Annotated in this window: 19 protein-coding genes; 7 read left to right on the top strand and 12 right to left on the bottom strand. The window is 72.2% G+C overall.

The features are described from left to right. The first annotated feature begins 61 nt into the window (after positions 1-61). Positions 62-1,549, top strand: coding sequence for a hypothetical protein (locus ACFXPL_RS20995; protein ID WP_384921443.1), 1,488 nt, complete (start codon positions 62-64; stop codon positions 1,547-1,549). Between the two features lie 142 nt (positions 1,550-1,691). On the opposite strand, the gene ACFXPL_RS20990 is transcribed toward ACFXPL_RS20995, so the two are convergent. From ACFXPL_RS20990 to ACFXPL_RS20970, 5 genes are all read right to left on the bottom strand, one after another. Further along, positions 1,692-3,248, bottom strand: a complete 1,557-nt coding sequence (locus tag ACFXPL_RS20990; protein WP_384921440.1) for a PP2C family protein-serine/threonine phosphatase — start codon at positions 3,246-3,248, stop codon at positions 1,692-1,694. A 177-nt stretch (positions 3,249-3,425) separates the two neighbouring features. Continuing rightward, complete coding sequence (locus tag ACFXPL_RS20985; RefSeq protein WP_384921436.1) at positions 3,426-3,938, bottom strand: SRPBCC family protein; 513 nt, start codon at positions 3,936-3,938, stop codon at positions 3,426-3,428. A gap of 65 nt (positions 3,939-4,003) precedes the next feature. Next, positions 4,004-4,573: a TetR/AcrR family transcriptional regulator gene (locus ACFXPL_RS20980; RefSeq protein ID WP_384921433.1), complete on the bottom strand. Its 570-nt coding sequence runs from the start codon at positions 4,571-4,573 to the stop codon at positions 4,004-4,006. Then, the gene (locus ACFXPL_RS20975; RefSeq protein ID WP_384921430.1) at positions 4,570-4,932 is read right to left on the bottom strand and encodes a DUF1304 domain-containing protein; all 363 of its coding nucleotides are present in this window, start codon (positions 4,930-4,932) and stop codon (positions 4,570-4,572) included. The genes ACFXPL_RS20980 and ACFXPL_RS20975 overlap by 4 nt, the downstream gene beginning before the upstream one ends. 95 nt (positions 4,933-5,027) lie before the next feature. Then, a complete protein-coding gene (locus tag ACFXPL_RS20970; RefSeq protein ID WP_384921427.1) occupies positions 5,028-5,876 on the bottom strand; it encodes an endonuclease I family protein in 849 nt (282 codons plus the stop codon). A gap of 419 nt (positions 5,877-6,295) precedes the next feature. On the opposite strand from ACFXPL_RS20970, the gene ACFXPL_RS20965 reads away from it, so the two are divergent. Further along, positions 6,296-7,564, top strand: a complete 1,269-nt coding sequence (locus ACFXPL_RS20965; RefSeq protein ID WP_384921424.1) for an RICIN domain-containing protein — start codon at positions 6,296-6,298, stop codon at positions 7,562-7,564. Positions 7,565-7,719: 155 nt separating this feature from the next. Here ACFXPL_RS20965 and ACFXPL_RS20960 read toward each other — a convergent pair whose 3' ends face one another. Next, complete coding sequence (locus ACFXPL_RS20960) at positions 7,720-8,199, bottom strand: hypothetical protein (protein ID WP_384921421.1); 480 nt, start codon at positions 8,197-8,199, stop codon at positions 7,720-7,722. Between the two features lie 526 nt (positions 8,200-8,725). Between ACFXPL_RS20960 and ACFXPL_RS20955 the strand changes: the two genes are divergently transcribed. Further along, positions 8,726-9,499: a polysaccharide deacetylase family protein gene (locus tag ACFXPL_RS20955; protein ID WP_384921418.1), complete on the top strand. Its 774-nt coding sequence runs from the start codon at positions 8,726-8,728 to the stop codon at positions 9,497-9,499. A gap of 95 nt (positions 9,500-9,594) precedes the next feature. After that, positions 9,595-9,912 carry a UBP-type zinc finger domain-containing protein gene (locus tag ACFXPL_RS20950; protein ID WP_384921415.1) on the top strand — a complete coding sequence of 106 codons (318 nt, stop codon included), beginning with the start codon at positions 9,595-9,597 and terminating at the stop codon, positions 9,910-9,912. Between the two features lie 83 nt (positions 9,913-9,995). On the opposite strand, the gene ACFXPL_RS20945 is transcribed toward ACFXPL_RS20950, so the two are convergent. The 5 genes from ACFXPL_RS20945 to ACFXPL_RS20925 form a co-directional block, all read right to left on the bottom strand. After that, positions 9,996-10,778, bottom strand: coding sequence for a VOC family protein (locus tag ACFXPL_RS20945; protein WP_384921569.1), 783 nt, complete (start codon positions 10,776-10,778; stop codon positions 9,996-9,998). A 145-nt stretch (positions 10,779-10,923) separates the two neighbouring features. Continuing rightward, the gene (locus tag ACFXPL_RS20940) at positions 10,924-11,454 is read right to left on the bottom strand and encodes a DUF4232 domain-containing protein (protein ID WP_384921412.1); all 531 of its coding nucleotides are present in this window, start codon (positions 11,452-11,454) and stop codon (positions 10,924-10,926) included. Positions 11,455-11,568: 114 nt separating this feature from the next. After that, complete coding sequence (locus tag ACFXPL_RS20935; protein WP_384921409.1) at positions 11,569-12,726, bottom strand: ABC transporter permease; 1,158 nt, start codon at positions 12,724-12,726, stop codon at positions 11,569-11,571. A 15-nt stretch (positions 12,727-12,741) separates the two neighbouring features. Then, positions 12,742-13,542 carry a sulfite exporter TauE/SafE family protein gene (locus tag ACFXPL_RS20930; protein ID WP_384921406.1) on the bottom strand — a complete coding sequence of 267 codons (801 nt, stop codon included), beginning with the start codon at positions 13,540-13,542 and terminating at the stop codon, positions 12,742-12,744. A gap of 203 nt (positions 13,543-13,745) precedes the next feature. Next, positions 13,746-13,946, bottom strand: coding sequence for a hypothetical protein (locus ACFXPL_RS20925; RefSeq protein ID WP_384921403.1), 201 nt, complete (start codon positions 13,944-13,946; stop codon positions 13,746-13,748). A gap of 145 nt (positions 13,947-14,091) precedes the next feature. On the opposite strand from ACFXPL_RS20925, the gene ACFXPL_RS20920 reads away from it, so the two are divergent. From ACFXPL_RS20920 to ACFXPL_RS20910, 3 genes are all read left to right on the top strand, one after another. Further along, on the top strand, positions 14,092-14,892 hold the full coding sequence (locus tag ACFXPL_RS20920) for an SAM-dependent methyltransferase (protein ID WP_384921566.1): 801 nt from the start codon (positions 14,092-14,094) through the stop codon (positions 14,890-14,892). 12 nt (positions 14,893-14,904) lie between these two features. Continuing rightward, positions 14,905-15,534 (top strand): DUF6461 domain-containing protein, encoded by a 630-nt coding sequence (locus tag ACFXPL_RS20915; RefSeq protein WP_384921400.1) that lies wholly within the window; start codon positions 14,905-14,907, stop codon positions 15,532-15,534. A 137-nt stretch (positions 15,535-15,671) separates the two neighbouring features. Next, positions 15,672-16,235 (top strand): NUDIX hydrolase, encoded by a 564-nt coding sequence (locus ACFXPL_RS20910; RefSeq protein ID WP_384921398.1) that lies wholly within the window; start codon positions 15,672-15,674, stop codon positions 16,233-16,235. 81 nt (positions 16,236-16,316) lie between these two features. Here the strand turns inward: ACFXPL_RS20910 and ACFXPL_RS20905 are convergent, their stop codons facing one another. Further along, a complete protein-coding gene (locus ACFXPL_RS20905) occupies positions 16,317-17,006 on the bottom strand; it encodes a YoaK family protein (protein ID WP_384921395.1) in 690 nt (229 codons plus the stop codon). Positions 17,007-17,063 lie beyond the last annotated feature (57 nt).

Here is a 17,063-nt window from a genome sequence, read left to right as displayed (position 1 = left end):
TAGTCGCCAGGCATCTGACTGAGCGTTACTGTCAAGTCAGCCGAGAACCTGGGGGCTTGACGTGAGCGGTGAACCCAACACCCGTCTGTCGGATCTGTTCGGCCTGGCCGGCTGGTCCAAGGGCGAACTCGCACGGTTGGTGAACCGGCAGGCGGCGGCCATGGGCCATCCCCAACTGTCCACCGACACCTCGCGGGTGAGGCGCTGGATCGACATGGGGGAGACCCCGCGCGATCCGGTACCGAGAGTGCTGGTCACGCTGTTCACCGAGCGGCTCGGTCGTGTCGTGACCATCGAGGACCTCGGGTTCGTACGGACCGGACGCGCGGGGAAACGACGGGACTCCGGGAAAGCGGACAACCCCGACGCCCTGCCCTGGGCGCCCGACCGGACGGCGGCGGTCCTCACCGAATTCACGGGAATGGACCTCATGCTCAACCGTCGCGGCTTGGTGGGCGCGGGTGCAGCGCTCACCGCAGGATCCCTACTCACCAGCGCCATGAACGACTGGCTGCACTCCGACCCCGCACGCTCCTCCGACCCGTCACACGCCGTCGATCATCTGGACGCCGAGCCCGCCGGGTTCGACCGTTACGAGGCCGCCCCCATCGGGTCCCAGGAGATCGAGGCGCTGGAGCGGTCGGTCGAGGTGTTCCGCGCCTGGGACGCCGCCCGGGGCGGCGGACTTCAGCGCAAGGCCGTCGTGGGCCAGCTCAACGAGGTGGGCGGCATGCTCGCCTACCGTCACCCCGACCATCTTCAGCGGCGCCTGTGGGGCGTCGCCGCCAACCTCGCCGTCCTCGCCGGCTGGATGTCCCACGACATCGGCCTCGAACCCACCGCCCAGAAGTACTTCGTCATCGCCACCCACGCGGCGCGCGAGGGCGGGGACCGGCCCCGGGCCGGTGAGGCGCTGTCCAGGGCGGCCCGTCAGATGATTCATCTGGGCAAGCCCGACGAGGCCCTCGATCTGATGAAGCTCGCCAAGTCGGGCTCAGGGGAGGAGAATCTGCCCCGTACCCACGCCATGCTCCGCACGATCGAGGCGTGGGCCCAGGCGTCGATGGGACGCGGCCAGGCCATGCGCAGAACCCTCGGCGAGGCGGAGGAGCTCTTCGTCTCGGACAAGGGGGACGTGCCGCCGCCCTGCTGGATGCAGATGTTCGACGAGGCGGACCTCCACGGCATGGAGGCGCTGGCCTTCCGTACCCTCGCCGAGCACGACCCGAAGGCTGCGGCCATCGCGCAGGGCCACGCCAAGAAGGCGCTGGAGCTGCGCGGCGGCGGACGGCAGCGGTCCAAGATCTTCGACTACATCTCGCTGGCGTCCGCCTGCTTCATCGCGGACGACCCGGACCAGGCCGACCGCTACGCGCGGCTCGCGCTGGTGTCGATGGGGGAGACCTCCTCGCACCGCACCTGGGACCGGCTGCGGGAGATGTACCGGCTCACCGGCCAGTACGCGGGGTACGAGAAGATCGAGGACCTGCGCGAGGAGATCAAACTCGCGATGCCGAAGAGGGCGGGACTCGGCACGGCCGACATCTGAGGGCTGAGCCCCTGAGACCGCGCTGATCCCCCAAGACCTCACGGCAGGGACCAAGGCCACGGCTCACCCGCCTCACGGCCTCACGGCCTCACGGCCTCACGGCCTCACGGAAGGATTCCACGAAGGCCCGACTCGGCGCTGCTCAGCGCGTTCTCCCGCCGATCCTGGCGGCCATCACACAGGCGTCGTCCGAGCGCTCGGCCATGCCGAACTCCTCGTCGACCGCCCGTACCCAATCCTGCGCGGTACGGTTCCCCGCCATCCGGGGCGCCAGCGCCAGGAGCCGTTCCCGCCGCGTCCCGGTGGCGTCGCCGTCCCGGGTCAGCCCGTCGGTGTGCAGCACCAGGACGTCACCGGGGAGCAGCCGGACCTCGGCCTGCTCGTACCCGGCCCCCGAGGTCGCGCCGAGCAGCACGCCGTCCGGCGGTGTCAGCGCCCGCCCCGTCCCGTCGCGGAACAGCAGCGGGGCGGGGTGCGCCGCCTGCGCCCAGGAGAGCGCTCCGGTCGCCGGCCGGTAGCGGGCGCAGAGCGCGCTGCCCAGCACGGGCTGTTCCGTGATGTTCAGAAGCTGGTTGAGATGGCCCAGCAGGGCCCCCGGCTCGATGCCCGCCACGGCCATCCCGCGCAGCGCGCCCAGCAGCATCGCCATGGAGGAGGCCGCCGCCACGCCGTGCCCGGTCAGGTCGCCCAGGGTCAGCAGGGTGTCGCCGCCGGTCAGTTCGAGCGCGTCGTACCAGTCCCCGCCGTTCAGCGGGTTGGCCGCGGAGGGCAGATGGCGCGCGGCCAGTTCCAGCGCGCCCGGGCCGCTCTGCGACAGTCGCAGCGCGCCGCGCCACGACGGGACGACGGCCTCCTGCAACTCGGTCACGAGCCTGCGCTCGGTCTGGGCGATGTGCTGTTCGCGCTGGACCGACCGGCCGCTCTCGCGCACCGCGCGCTCGCTCCTGCGCAGGGCACTGACATCGCGCAGCACCGCCCACAGGGACGCGGTGCAGCCGTCGGCGTCCACCACCGGCTCGCCCATCAGATGCACCGTACGGACCTGGCCGTCGGCTCTGACGACGCGCAGCTCGCCGTCGATGGGCTTCCCGTCGATCAGGCAGTCCGTCACCATGCCGGTGAGCAGCGCCTGGTCGTCGGGGAAGACCAGGGAGGGCACCTCGTCCAGCGTCATCGGCCCGCGCTCGCGCGCCCGGCCGAGGATCTCGTACATCTCCGCCGACCAGTTCACCTCGTCGGTCAGGAGGTTCCACTCGGCGCTGCCGACCCGGCCGGACACCGGGGCCGTACGCTCCGGCCGGTCCGCGGCCGGGCCCGCGCCGGTGACCGCTGAGCTCGTGGCGCATGCCGTGGAAGTGTGCCGCTGTCCCCGCGGGGGACCGTCCGGGGAGGGACGGCCGTCCGGAGCGGCACCGTCCTCCGCGGGGCAGTTCTCGGTACGGCCGTCCGCCGGAAGGCTCTCCGGCCGGCCGGCCCTGAGCTGGTCCAGATGCACACCCAGATGGTCCAGTTGGCGCACCGCGAGATCGCAGAGCGCCCGCTGCCAGCGCCGCAGGGCCTCGTCGCCGTCCACCGCGCTGTCCTGGCGCACCGCCTCCATGTCCCCGCGCAGCGCGCGGGTCCTGGCGATGAGCGCGTCCACCGTCTCCCGCTCGACAGGCTGCGGGACGGGGTGGTCCGCGAACAGGGGGGACGACATCTCGTACTCCGATACGGGCGCGGCACGGCCTGGTCCGGGTGATGGACCGTTATGACTGTTGCACAAGCGCCCCGTGCCCGTAAGGCATTTGGCAACACTCGATCCGGTGGTGCTTCTGGCATATGCCGCAGGCTGGTTGATACTTGTCGTGGCGTGCCCGGCGGCCGCCCGTGTCCGTCAACCCGACGCCGGTGGCTCCTCCATGACCCGCTTGAGGTTGCGCAGCGTGGTGGCGATGTTGCGGCGCTGGAACGCGGCGAAGGTGTGACCCCGGGTGGCGATCCGGTCGAAGGCGTTCGCCACGAAGTCCGGCCAGGACCGCCGGTCGTCCGTCCAGGTCTCGGTGACCCGGGTGCCCTCCGGTACGGGCTCGAAGTGGTACTCCCAGGTGGCGATGGGGCCCCGCAGCCGCGGTGTCCGTACGCCGATGCCGTGGACGCGGAAGGCGAACCGCTCGCCGGGGTCGGCGGCGGTCACCGTGCACCGCGTGGTCCAGCGGGCGGGACCGCGCTTGTTGTGGCCGTCGAAGACGGTCCCGACCCGGGTCTCCCCGTCGCTGTCGCGGAGGGTGGCCCCGAGGTTCTCCGGACTCCACCGCCCCATCAGCGCCGGTCTGCTGACCTGCGCGTAGACCGCCGAGGGAGCGGCGGTGACGATGATGGAGCCGGAAACGGTGAGGGTGCGCGGCATGGGAACTCCGATCCTGGACCCCGACAGTAACGCGGACCCGGGCCGCGGGGCGGGCGCCCGGCGGTTCAGACGACGGGGATCCGGTGCAGGCCGACCAGTACGCGCCAGATCCGGGTGGCGACGGTCTCCGGGGTCTCCTCGATCAGCCCGTGCAGCCAGTCGGCCAGCACCCCGGCGAAGGACGCGGCGACCGCCGAGGCGATCAGATCGGGCTCGGGCGCCCCGGCCAGGACGCGTTCCGTACGGCTGCGCTCGCGCAGCTCGCGGTGGAGCAGCTCGCCCAGCGGGCCGCTGCCCCCGGGCCGCAGCAAGGTCCGGTAGAGCGCCGTGTGCGGCACGAGGCCGGTGAAGAACGTGGTCAGCGCGGGCGGCGGTACCCGCGGATCGGGCGTGCCCCGCCAGGCGTGCAGGGCGTCCACCGCGTCGCGCACCACCTCGGCGCAGGCGTCGACCGCCAGCGCCTGGAGATCGGGGTAGTGGAGATAGAACGTGGCCCGGCCCATCCCGGCCCGGCGCGCCAGTGCCGCGACGCCGAGCTCGTCGAGCGGGCGCTCCGCGCAGGCGTCGAGCAGCGCCTGCCGCAGCCTGGCCCGGGTCCGTGCCGTACGGGGATCGCCCGCCGGCTCCGCGGTCATCCCGCCGCCAGGACGACGGCCAGCGCGATCGCGCCCGGCAGCGCCTGGGCGAGCAGGATGCGCCGGTTCGCGGTGACCCCGCCGTACACCCCGGCGACGACCACGCAGCTCAGGAAGAAGATCTGCGCCCGGTACCCGGTGGGGTCGGCGGCGATCAGCCCCCAGACCAGGCCGGCGCAGAGAAAGCCGTTGTAGAGGCCCTGATTGGCGGCGAGGGGGGCCGTCGCGCGCGCCATCTCGGCGTCGAAGCCGGAGAGTCCGCGCCCCGGCGCCCGCTCCCAGAGGAACATCTCCAGCACCAGGATGTACGCGTGGAGCGCGGCCACCAGGCCGACCAGGACGTGTGCGGCTGTCTGCATGATCGGGAACCTCCGTGGCGGAGACAACTGTTGGACATGTGTCCATGAACTATAGACACATGTCCAACAGGGTGCTCACGCGAGCCGTGCGGCGGTCACCAGATCGACTCGACCCACTCCGGGTGGTCGATGAACGGGTTCCGGTTGTGCTGGTACTGGTTGTATATGACGTCGTTGCGGCGCTTCTCGAAGGCGTCCGGCGGGTCCTCGTCGCTCCACTGCTTCAGGACCGACAGTTTCCCCATCGCCGGACTGGAGCCGTTGTTGACCTTCTCGTTGGGTTCGAGGTCGGGCCAGGAGTCGTCGCCCTCGTACCGGACGGCCATGTAGAGGAGCATCCGGGCGACGTCGCCCTTGACCGCGTCGCGCGGCTCGAAGGAGTCCGAGTCGGTGTAGTTGCCCGGCGCGCCCGAGACGGCGCTGCCGCCGTTGTCGAAGTCCTTGTTCCCGCGGATGGAGTTGACGGTGACGTCCTCCGGGCGCAGGTGGTGGATGTCGGTGCCGGGGCCGGTCGCCTCGCCGAAGCCGCCGTGGGACTTGGCCCAGACGTGCTCACGGTTCCAGTTGCCCGTGTTGCCGCCGTTGCTCGACTTCGAGATCGACTTGCCCGTGTACAGCTCGATCACGTTCGAGGAGTTCGCGGGGTCCTGGTCGGTGTTCTTGAGCGCCTCCCAGACCGCCGCGTACGAGATCTTCGTCTGGTCCTTGATGATCGTGTGCAGCGCGGACTTGAGCGCCGTGCCGCTCTTGCCGATCGCGTTCTGGTAGTACGTGTCGTCCAGCGCGGCCGCGACCACCGCGGCACTGGACGCCGCCGTGGTCGCGGTGGTGCCGGCCCGGGGCGGGGTGGCCGCCGGAGCGGCGGCGGCCGTGGTGGCGAGTACCGCGGTGGCGGCGCCGAGCGCCAACAGTGCGCGCCGGGTGGGGAGATGGCGACGGGACATGGGGGAGCTGTCCTCTCCGGGGGAGCCGTCGCGGCACGGGCCAACAGGGTGGGGGCGGTGCCGCGGTGGGCATGACGAAACGGTTCAGCGGGAGTTTTCCACAGCTCCTGTGTGTGCGTGTGAACACACCGTGTCGGTCATGTGCAGGTCAAGTTGCGGGATGGGGTGACGGGGGTTGTTGAAGCCGGAGCTGACGGTCGCGCGGCCCTGTTGCCCCCGGTTTGGCGGGCTTTGGTGAGGAGGTGTGACGCACTCGTGAACTTTGGTCCATACCAACTCCTTGACGCCCCCTCACTCCCTGCCGTAAATCAATGACCGACAGAACCCTCCGGTGCGGCCCTTCCCGTTCGCGCAACCGCGTACGCCGCCCGGGGTGTTTGTCATGCTCATGCCCCCCACGTGAAGTGATGTGATGCCCCGTGCGAATCTCCCTGGCACGCCGAGCGGCGCAGTGCGCCCTCGCCCTTCTCTGCTGTACCGGCGTGCTGACGGCGGTGCCCGCCTCCGCCGCCGCGCCCGACGGAGGTGCCGCGCCCGCCGCCGCCGCGGCCGTGACCTTCAGCGACGACTTCAACGGTGCCGCGGGATCGGCGGTCGACGGCGGGAAGTGGCAGATCGAGACCGGCGACAACGTCAACAACCATGAACGGCAGTTCTATACGGCGGGCAACAACAACGCCGCCCTCGACGGCCAGGGCAATCTGGTCATCACCGCGCGCAAGGAGAACCCCGGCAACTACCAGTGCTGGTACGGCCGGTGCGAGTACACCTCGGCACGTCTCAACACCTCCGGCAAGTTCACCTCGACCTACGGGCACGTCGAGGCGCGGATGAAGGTCCCGCGCGGTCAGGGCATGTGGCCCGCCTTCTGGATGCTCGGCAACGACATCGGCAGCGTCGGCTGGCCCAACAGCGGCGAGATCGACATCATGGAGAACGTCGGCTTCGAACCCGGCACCGTCCACGGAACCCTGCACGGCCCCGGCTACTCCGGCTCGGGCGGTATCGGCGCCGGCTACACCCTCCCGGGCGGCCAGGCGTTCGCGGACGCCTTCCACACCTTCGCCGTCGACTGGGCGCCCGACTCCATCACCTGGAGCGTCGACGGCAACGTCTACCAGCGCCGGACCCCCGCCGATCTCGGTGGCCGCGCCTGGGCGTTCAACAAGCCGTTCTTCCTCATCCTGAACCTCGCGGTCGGCGGCTACTGGCCGGGTGACCCCAACGGCAGCACCCCCTTCCCGGGCCAGCTCGTCGTGGACTACGTCCGCGTGACCACGGGCGACAGCGCCCCCGGCGGCACCACGGGCACCATCACCGGGCTGGGCGGCATGTGCGTGGACGTGGCCGGAGCCAGCTCGGCGAACGGCACGCCCATCCAGCTCCACAACTGCAACGGCGCCGCCGCCCAGCAGTGGACCGTCGGCACGGACGGTACGATCCGGGCCTTCGGCAAGTGCCTGACGGTGAAGGACAACAGCACCGCCGACGGAGCCCCGTTGCAGCTCTGGGACTGCAACGGCGGCGGGAACCAGCGCTGGGGGATCTCCGGCGCGCGGGACATCGTGAACGTCCAGGCCGACAAATGCATGGACGCCACCGGCAACAGCTCGGCCGACGGCACCCGGCTCCAGATCTGGACGTGCGGGGGCACCCCGAACCAGAAGTGGACCGTCAACCGGTCCTGATCCCCGCCGTCACGAGGCCCGGCGGGCCCGCCTGAAGAGGCGGGCCCGCCGGGCCTTCGCGCGTCAGCACGTACCCGTACGGGCGGCGTGATCCCGTGAGCGCCCCGATCCGGTTCGGGGCCGGACCGGATCGGGGCCACGAAGCCGGTTCGCGTTCAGGGGGCCGGCTCCACCTCCAGGAACCGGCGGCGCCGCGGGCCCCGGTAGAGCAGAGCCTCCCAGCCCAGCGGCGTCAGCGCGGCGGCGCACTCCGTCAGGGCGCGCTCCTCCTGCCGCGCGGCCCCGCCGCCGTGCGGCCCGAGCCACTCCACCCGTACGGTGCCCTCCCGCTCGCCCGGCGTCACGCGGTACCCCGTGGCGGTCCGCTCGCCGGAGGCGTCCTCGGCGGACGCGGCGAAGGAGGCCGCCTCCAGCGCGAGCGCGACCGCCCGGACCGGGCGGCCACGCTCCCAGGGCGCGGGAGCGGCGGCGGGATCGCCGGGCCCGGTGTGGGTCAGGCGCCTGATCTGGAGCAGCCCCTCGAACGCGATCCGCACCTCGGCCGCCCGCTCCCGGGGTGCCGCGGCGGCGGGTGGACCGTCGCCCGTGGCCGCCTCGAACCCGCCGGGCCGTTCCGCCGCGTTGTCGACCGTCATCGTGCGCCCCCGCCGTCCTCGCGTCCCGTGGTCCGCCCGGCTGCCGGGAGGACCGTCCGACCGATGTGCTCAGCCGGTCCGAGCTGATGCTCTCAGGCGGACGGGCCGTGCGGGAGACGCGCCGGCCCGGCGGGCGCGGGCGGGCGTGGCGAGACCCCGACCGGACGGGGGGACGCCGATCGGGGTCGTTCGAGGGAGAGTGCGGATGGCGGTCGCCTCGCGGCGGTGCGCTCCGTGGGGCTTCAGTCGAACGATCTTCCCCACAGGCTCTTCTCAGGTGGGCCCGGGGACTCAGTTCCACCCACACCCTCACCCGTAACAACGGAGGGCCGGCGCGGAATGTTCCCAGGGCTCTCGTACTCCACTATGCATCGCATGTATACGTCGTATGTATAGTGCGGTGCGGTTCATTCACCGCCACCGGTGCCCCTGGGTGCGCCGGTTCTTCGCCGTGTCGTGAGCGGGCCCGGTGCCGCCCGCGCACGCCCGGTCAGGGGCCCGCTCGCCCTGGGAAAGAGGGTTCTTCATGCCTTGGTGCATATCGGTGTTCGGGAGGCGCGCCTGCGCCGCCGTCGTGACGGCCGCGTCGCTGACGCTGATGCTGGGCGGCTGTACGTCGTACGACCGCTACTCCGCCGAGGACGCCAGAAAGGACGCGAAGAAGGGGGCGGCCCTCGCGCCGGGAGCCGTCGACTGCGCGAAGGCCCGCTGCATAGCCCTGACCTTTGACGCGGGCCCCTCCGCGTACACGCCCCAACTGCTGGACACACTCAAGAAGGAGAAGGTCCACGCGACCTTCTTCCTGCTCGGCGAGAACCATGTCGTCAAGTACCCCGATCTCGTCCGCAGGATCGCGGACGAGGGCCACGAGGTCGCCAATCACACCTGGTCGCACAAGATCCTGACGGATCTGGACGCGGACGGCGTACGTGAGGAACTCACCCGCACCCAGGAAGCCGTCGAGAAGATCACGGGCCACCGCCCCACCCTGATGCGCCCGCCGCAGGGCCGGACCGACGACGAGGTCTCCGAGGTGAGCCGCGAACTCGGGCTGGCGCAGATCATGTGGAGCGCCACCGCCAAGGACTACTCCACGACCGACTCCGCGCTCATCGAGAAGCGCATCCTCGAACAGGCGGAGGGGGACGGCATCATCCTGCTGCATGACATCTACGAGGGCACCGTGCCCGCCGTGCCCGGCATCATCGAGAAACTGAAGAAGCGCGGCTACACCTTCGTCACCGTTCCCGAGCTGCTGGCCCCCGGGGTCGCCGAGCCGGGCAAGGTCTACAAGCCCTGACGGGACCCGCTCTGCTGGCGGGGGCGGTGGACCGGTCGTACGGTGAAAAAGATGAATGATCTCCAGGAGACCTGTGCGGTCGGACAGGCGGCGTGATGGCGAACAGTGAAGCGGGGTCCGGCAGCCTGATCTGCAGCCATCTCGCGGACGTCGAGGAAGTGACCCCGGACAGCGAGGACAGCTGCCCGGAGTGTGTCGCCCTGGGTGACACGTGGGTGCATCTGCGGGAGTGCCAGACGTGCGGTCACATCGGCTGCTGCGACTCCTCCAAGAACAAGCACGCCACCGCCCACTACACCGCGTCCGGACACCCGCTCATCCGTTCGTACGAACCCGGCGAGGGCTGGTGGTGGTGTTACGAGGACGAGATCGTCTTCGAGGTCGAGGGAGTGGGCCCGGAGCGTCCGGCCTGAGGTGGCGCGCCCACGGACCCTCACTCTGAGGTCCAGGGTGAGAGTCCGTGGGCAGGTGGTCCCCGGTCGCCCGAGGTGAGGGTTCAGCCCGAGGTGACGGTGAAGAGCGCGCCGTCCGGGTCGCGCAGCGTCGCCTCCCGCGGCGAGGTCTCCCGGGCGTCCGGCGACGCCTCCTCGGGTACGGCCAGCGCGCCGCCGCCGCTCAGGGCCGCCGCGACGGACCCGGACACCTCGGGCACCCGGAAGTAGACATGCCAGCGCGGCCGCAACTGCGGATCCGGTGTGGCCTGCACGGCGCCGCCGCGGATCTTCGCGACGATCTGCCCGTCCTGGCGCAGGACCGCGTGGTCGTCCTCGTGGACGAGCGTGAAGCCGTCCTCCTTCTCCGGCGCCCAGCCGAGGACCTGACCGTAGAAACGGGCCGCCTCCAGGGTGTCGCGCGTCCGCAGCTCCAGCCACGCGGGCGCACTGCCCCGGCCCACCGTCCAGTCGGAGCGCACCGCGCCCTCCCAGATCCCGAAGGCCGCGCCGTCGGGGTCCATGGCGAGCGCCGCGCGGCCGGAGTGGAAGGCCAGTGGCCCCACCGCGACCGTGGCACCGCGCTCCCTGATCCTGGCCGCCGCCTCGTCCACGTCGCTCACCGCGAAGTACGGCGTCCACGAGACGGCGACCTGGAGCGACGAGGCGAGTGCCCCGATGCCCGCGACGGCCATCCCGTCCGAGAGCGCGACGGTGAAGTCCTCGCCCAGCCCCGCGGGGCGGTACGTCCAGCCCAGCACGTCACCGTAGAACGCCTGAGCGGCGGGCATCTCCCGCGCGAGCAGACTCACCCAGCATGGAGCGCCGGCCACCGTTTGTGAGTCCATCTTGTCCCGCTCCACACCGCTCACTCCGCCCTCGTCAGACACGTCTTGCTCATACGTATTGCCGCCGTTCGGTGTCTCTACTCTGCCAGGCCGCACGCAACTTGATCGCGGCGTGCCGCCCCCGCACCGGAGCCGGTGTGTGACGTCAGCGGGTGGCGGCGGCGAGGGCCGCGTCGGCCTTCGCCGCGGTGGACTGCCACAGTGTGGTGACCGGATCCCAGACCCGGATGGTGCCCGAGGAGCCCACCGAGGCCGCGTCGAAGCGCGTCCCGTGGTGCGACGGATCAGCGGCGACGGTGAGGAATGCGACGGCGCGCGACCCCTCGGCGGCCGGGTCGAGCGTCCGTACGGCGGCGTACGCGGAGCCTCCGGCGGCCAGCCGGTACGGGGCGCTCGCGGCCGCCGGTACGGGCCGCGCGGCGCCGTCGAGCTCCCCGAAGGTGACGGTGGGGATCCGGTCGACGACGCAGGCGGCGCCACCCTTGTGGGTGACGCTGATCCGGATCACGTGCGGGGTGGCGGTCCTGGTCGCGGTCGTCTCGACGGCGCCCGCACGGCAGACGGCGACGGCCGCCGGTGACGCGGTGGGTACGGCGGCGGCAGAGGCGCCGGTGGCGACCGGGAGCAGGACGAGAGCGGTGGCGGTCGCGGCGACGAGGGCAGGACGGATACGCATGGTGTGTTTCCCCGTTTCGGTCGAGCTGTGGGTCTGCCGAACTCGTGGTCTGTGGTCTGTCGCTCTGTAGACACCCGAACGGCCGCGGTGGTTGTGCCGGTCACCGAGGTCCGGTCACAGGTCCTCCACCGTCCTGCCGCCCGGATGGCGGTGCCGCCAGAACCAGAACACAGCGGTCGAGACGGCCGACCAGCCGGCCAGCACGGCGAACGGGAAGAAATGCTGCGCGCCCCCGAAGTACACCGCTGTGTGCTGGGCGTTGACGGAGGCGCCAGGCGGCAGCCAGCGCCCGATGTGCCCCAGCGCCGACGGCAGCAGCGGCCAGGACACCGCTCCGCCGGAGGACGGATTGCCCAGCAGCACCATCAGCCCCCAGGTCGGCAGCATCGCCCACCGGCCCATCAGGGTGTTGAACATCGTGAACACCATGCCGGACGTGAACATGGTGAACGCCAGGATCAGCCACGACTCGACGAACGGCAGATGCAGCGCGCCCAGCCACCAGTCCACCACCGAGGCGATGGCGAAGGCGCCGAGCAGCGAGTAGACGACGGTGAACGCGATGCGTTCGCCCGGGTTGAGCCCCCGCGCGTGGACACTCAGTTGGATGGCACCGACAAAACCGATGATCACGGCCGCGAGCGAGATGTAGAAGAGCGCGAGCCCGCGCGGATCCCCTTTCTGGAGCGGCTTGACGTCACTGATCCGTACGGGCACGCCGACGGCGTGGCCCACCACGGGCGCCGTCTCGGTGAGCACCTGCGCCACGGACGCCCCGGCGGCGCCGGCCACCGCGAAGTCGACGCCGGTGCCGCGGAACGTCAGGATCGCGAACACCTCCTGCTGCTCCACCGCGTGGTGGGCCGCCGCGTCCGTGGGGTAGGGGTGGAGTTCGAGTGACGCGTTGAGCGCCTTCTCCATGCCGTCCACGAAGGCGCGGGCGTGCGCCGTCCCGGTGGGGCCCACCACGGCGGCGGGGATACGGCGTGGCGTCGGGTTCGCCATGTTGTACGTGTACGAACCGGCGAAGAGGCCGGCCGCCGCCGCGAGGATGAACACCAGCACGACGGCGGGGAGGAAGGGCGACGCGGTGAAGGCGCTCCAGCGCTCCGCCGCCGTCCTCCCTCGACGGTGCGCGCCGTCAGGTCCGGGACCGGGCTCCGGTTCGGAACCGGACTCCGGTTCGGGGCCGGGGCCGTCGTTGGGTTGACGGCTGGGGTCGGGACCGGGGTCGGCTTCATGCTCCGCGTCGATAAAAGCACCGTAAACCACGCCTATCGGTCGGGCTCAGCGCAGCAGAAGCTGAAGCCCCCCGAGAACGGTCGCCCCGATGACCAGCCGCTCGAAGAGCCGTTGGTTGATCCGGTCCACACAGGCCTTGCCGATGAGCGCGCCCGGTATGACGAACAGGACGAGCGCGGCGTCCAGCAGCAGCGACGGCCCGTCGACCAGCCCGAGCCCCACGCTGAAGGGCAGCTTGGACACGTTGACGATCAGGAAGAACCAGGCGGAGGTGCCGAGGAAACCGAGCTTCTGGAAGCCGGCGGAGAGCAGGTAGAGCGACATGACGGGGCCACCCGCGTTGGCGACCATCGTGGTGAAGCCGCCGAGCACACCGTACGAACGCGCCGTGAGCCGTCCGGTGGGTGATCCGGCCGAACCGTCGCGCTCACCACCGGTGTCCGTAGCGTCGGCGCCCTCCGCTTCGGCCTCCGCCTTCTTCCGTGTGGCGCGCCGCCGCCACACCGTGACCCCGGCCATCAGCAGCAGGATCGCGCCGATCGAGGTTCGGACGGCGGCGTCGTCGGCCCGGACGAGGAAGAGCGTGCCCAGCACCACCCCCGTCGCGACCGCGGGGAACAGCCGCCACAGCGTCGGCCAGTGGGCGTGCCGCCGGTAGGTGAGCACCGCGAGCACATCGCCGACGATCAGGATGGGCAGCAGCACCCCCGTCGACTCGCGCGCGGGCAGCACGGCGGCGAACACGGCCAGACTGACCGTGTTCGCGCCGCTCACCGCCGTCTTCGAGAAGCCGACGAGTGTCGCCGCCGCGGCCAGCGCGGCCAGTCCCCACCACGAGATGTCCATTGCGGCAGCGATGCTATGCCCCCGGCTTCACGGACCGTCGGGCGGGGACGGCGACGGACAGCAGGGGACCGTGCCAGGCGGCACGGGATCCCAGAGATGGTGACCCACCGGTCGGACGGGGACCGGCCCCCGTTCCGGGCGCTCCAGTCGGCCGCTCCGCGCCGGCGCGCCCACCACCCCGGCGCAGCCCGGCCCCGTGACGGTCAGTACGGTCCAGGGCAGCCGGCGGGCGCCCTGGCGCCCTGGCGCCCCGCGAGGTCACACAGCGCCCCGGTGGCGAGGCTGCCCGGCGTGATGCCCACGCCGGCGACGGTGAGGAGGACGCCGTAGTGCGTGGCGACCGGCCGACCGCCGGAGAGCGCGACCACCGTGTCCCTCTCGAACGGCGCCGTGAGGTGGAGCATCACTGACCTGAAGCGGTCACCGGCTCGCACCGAGACCGCCAGAAGCCCTGCCGAGGGGGTCCGGTGGCGCGCTCGCGTGCGTAGGCTGGGGCGGGTGAGAACCGGCCGGTACGGGCCGGGGGGAGCCGAGGTGGGCGAGGCGGCGATGGGTGTGCGGCGGTCACCGGATTCCGGCAGGGGCGCGGCTCGTCCGGCGCGCGTCCACAACGCCTGGCTGGGCGGCGGCGATCACCTCCCCGCGGACCGGGAGGCCGCCGAGCCGGCCGCCGCGGCCAACCCCGGGATCGTCCGCGCCGTCCGCGCCAACCACGCCTTTCTCGGCCGGGCGGTCCGCCATCTCGTCGGCGCCGGTGTCCGGCAGTTCCTGGACATCGGTACGGGCATCCCCACGGCGGACAACACTCATGAGGTCGCCCGGTCCCAGGCCCCCGAAGCCCGGGTGGTCTACGTGGACAACGACCCGGTCGTCCTCGCGCAAGCCCGCCCCCTGCTCGTCGGCTCGCCCGAGGGGCGCACCGAGTATCCGGAGGCCGACGCCCGCGACGTGGGGACCGTACTCGCCGAGGCCGCGCACACCCTGGACCTCGACCGGCCCGTGGGGCTGATGCTGGTCGCCGTCCTCCAGTACCTCCCGGACGCCGACGACCCGTACGCCGTCACCGCCGCGCTCCTCGACGCGTTGCCCTCCGGCAGCCACCTCGTCCTCTCCCACCCCGCGGCCGGCATCCACGCCGACGAGGTGGCCGAGTCGATGCGGCTGTACAACGAGCGGGCCGCCGCCCACGGCGCCGCCACCCCTCGCACCCACGAGCAGGTGACACGGTTCTTCGACGGTACGGAGCTGCTCGCACCCGGGGTCGTCGCCCTGCCCGAGTGGCGGCCCGACGCCGGGGACGAACGGCCGCGAGCCGTCCCCATGCGGGGCGGAGTGGGCCGCAAACCCTGAGGCCCCGGGGGCGTGTTCGCGCGGACGACGACGGAGGGGGCGGGGCCGGTGGCCCAGGACGGCATCGGGTGGCTCCTGGAGCCGTACGTCGTCGACTGCGTGACCTTCGCGCGCGGCATCGGCCCCGGAGAACTGGTCGCGCGCCTCGGCGCCCGGCCGGCCGGCCCGGTCCGGCTCGCCACCGCGGTGGAGGCCCTGGACGCGCTCGCGGCTCCCGGCGTCGGCAGCGTCGCCCGGGTCGGCCGGGCGGCCGGCTGGTCCTTCGCCGTCGAGTACGGCGACGCCGTCGGCCCGACCCCGGACGGTCTGGCCGCCGTCTCGCACCGCGGCGTCGACGCCGTCAATTTCCTGCTGACACCCTGGCATCCGCCGTCGGTCTTCCGGCACTACGAGGACGGACGGCACATCTGCTCGTTCGGGATCGGGGCGGAGACCCACCGTCTGGGCAGCGACCCCGACCTGCTGGTGCCCGCGCTGACGGCGCTGGCGGTCCTGCCGGGCCCCCGGTGGTCCGACGGCGCCCGCCGCGAGCGCTCCCACCGGCTGACCATGCTGGCCGTCCAGGACCACTTCGGGCTGCGGCTGCCCCGGCACGACGTCGTCGAGGGCCGGCTGCCGCTCCATCTCGTACGGGAGCGCTGAGCCGGAAAACCCGCGGGACACCGGGCGCCGGACTCCGTAACCTCACCACCATCACCGCACCGGCCGCGCCAACCCCCGTGCGGCGACCGGCACGGAGACAGGCACACCGGCACGGGGACAGGGGCGGGGAGAGGCGTATGCGCACGGCCGGACGACGGATCGACGAATTGCTGGACGGCTACCGGCCCCACGATCCGGCCGAGGCCGCCGACGTCACCCGCGTACGGGAACTCGCGCGCGCCGCCGAGGACCCCTGGCTGCGCTCCATTCCCCTGCACGTGACAGCCTCCGCCCTGATCGTGCACCCCGGCAGCGGACGGGTCCTGATGCGCCGCCACCCCCGGATGGACACCTGGCTCCAGGTCGGCGGCCACGGCGACCCGGGGGAGACCGAGCCCGTGGACATCGCGCTGCGGGAGGCCCGCGAGGAGACCGGCCTCGGCGACCTGACGCCCTGGCAGGACGCCTCCCCGGTCCACGTGGTGATCGTGCCCGTGCCGGCGGGCGGCGACGAGCCCGCGCACGAACACGCCGACCTCCGGTATGTGCTGACCACGGCGCGTCCGGACACGATCCGGCCTGAGCGGCCCGACGCGCCCCTGCGCTGGATGACCCCGGCCGAGGCGTCCGAGGCCACCAGCGAGGAGAACGTACGCGAGGCGCTGCGGCGCGTCGGCGAGCTGCTGGCGGCGGCGGGCTGACCCGCCGGATGCGTGGGGCCGGGGCGGGGGACACGGAGCACGCCGTACGCACCGGCCCGGCACCCGGTCAGGACCCGGCCCTCAGGCGGGCACACCCTCCGGCAGCGGCGCCCGCGCGAACACCCGGGCCACGCCGGCGACCAGCACGGCGGCCAGCGCCACCACCCCCGCCAAGGTCACCTGGAGCAGCAGCGCCCCACAGGCCGCCCCGGCGAACATGGCGAGCACCGACCCCACCCTGCGGTGCGGCCGGGCACCGGTCCCGGCGCCGAGCACACTCTCCGCGGTGAGCGCCGTGAGGGTCTGGGTGAGCACCGTCGTGGTGAGATCCCGGGGCCCCAGCAGCCGTACCGTCGCGTTCTGCAGCCCGCAGCAGAGACCGAGCAGCGCGACGATCACCAGCAGCGCCCGGCCCTCGGCACGCAGCAACCCCGTACCGATCAGCAGCGCCGTCAGGGCCAGCCCGGCCGCCTGCCCGGCGAACGCGCCGCCCAGCCAGAGCCTCGGCCGGCCGCCGAGGAGCCTGCTGAGCTGACCGCCGAGGAACGCCCCGAGCACGAAGGCCGCCATCGCCACGATCGGCGCGACGACCGGCAGCCGGTCGCTCCGTACGACGGAGAACCCGAGGAAGACCACATTGCCGGTCATGTTGGCGACGAAGACATGGCCGAGCCGCAGAAAACTCACCGCGTCCACCAGACCGGTCGCGAACGTCATGACGAGCAGCGCCCCCACTGCCCACCGCCGCGCCACGGGAAGATCCTCGGCCACCACGCTCCACCCGCTCTCTGCCGTGCTTCCTGTGCCGTCCCAGGTGCCGTGCGAGCA

Origin of the sequence: Streptomyces sp. NPDC059092 (assembly GCF_042756365.1) — a bacterium.
Classification (GTDB): Bacteria; Actinomycetota; Actinomycetes; order Streptomycetales; family Streptomycetaceae; genus Streptomyces.
This window is presented reverse-complemented; position numbering and strand designations above follow the sequence as displayed.

Bases quoted from the DNA above. Each gene is read 5' to 3' on its own strand.
- ACFXPL_RS20920 (WP_384921566.1), top strand. From the start codon at position 14,092: ATGGGTGTGCGGCGGTCACCGGATTCCGGCAGGGGCGCGGCTCGTCCG.
- ACFXPL_RS20930 (WP_384921406.1), bottom strand. From the start codon at position 13,542: ATGGACATCTCGTGGTGGGGACTGGCCGCGCTGGCCGCGGCGGCGACA.
- ACFXPL_RS20980 (WP_384921433.1), bottom strand. From the start codon at position 4,573: ATGACCGCGGAGCCGGCGGGCGATCCCCGTACGGCACGGACCCGGGCC.
- ACFXPL_RS20960 (WP_384921421.1), bottom strand. From the start codon at position 8,199: ATGACGGTCGACAACGCGGCGGAACGGCCCGGCGGGTTCGAGGCGGCC.
- ACFXPL_RS20945 (WP_384921569.1), bottom strand. From the start codon at position 10,778: ATGGACTCACAAACGGTGGCCGGCGCTCCATGCTGGGTGAGTCTGCTC.
- ACFXPL_RS20910 (WP_384921398.1), top strand. From the start codon at position 15,672: ATGCGCACGGCCGGACGACGGATCGACGAATTGCTGGACGGCTACCGG.
- ACFXPL_RS20985 (WP_384921436.1), bottom strand. From the start codon at position 3,938: ATGCCGCGCACCCTCACCGTTTCCGGCTCCATCATCGTCACCGCCGCT.
- ACFXPL_RS20940 (WP_384921412.1), bottom strand. From the start codon at position 11,454: ATGCGTATCCGTCCTGCCCTCGTCGCCGCGACCGCCACCGCTCTCGTC.
- ACFXPL_RS20975 (WP_384921430.1), bottom strand. From the start codon at position 4,932: ATGCAGACAGCCGCACACGTCCTGGTCGGCCTGGTGGCCGCGCTCCAC.
- ACFXPL_RS20950 (WP_384921415.1), top strand. From the start codon at position 9,595: ATGGCGAACAGTGAAGCGGGGTCCGGCAGCCTGATCTGCAGCCATCTC.
- ACFXPL_RS20990 (WP_384921440.1), bottom strand. From the start codon at position 3,248: ATGTCGTCCCCCCTGTTCGCGGACCACCCCGTCCCGCAGCCTGTCGAG.
- ACFXPL_RS20970 (WP_384921427.1), bottom strand. From the start codon at position 5,876: ATGTCCCGTCGCCATCTCCCCACCCGGCGCGCACTGTTGGCGCTCGGC.
- ACFXPL_RS20925 (WP_384921403.1), bottom strand. From the start codon at position 13,946: ATGCTCCACCTCACGGCGCCGTTCGAGAGGGACACGGTGGTCGCGCTC.
- ACFXPL_RS20955 (WP_384921418.1), top strand. From the start codon at position 8,726: ATGCCTTGGTGCATATCGGTGTTCGGGAGGCGCGCCTGCGCCGCCGTC.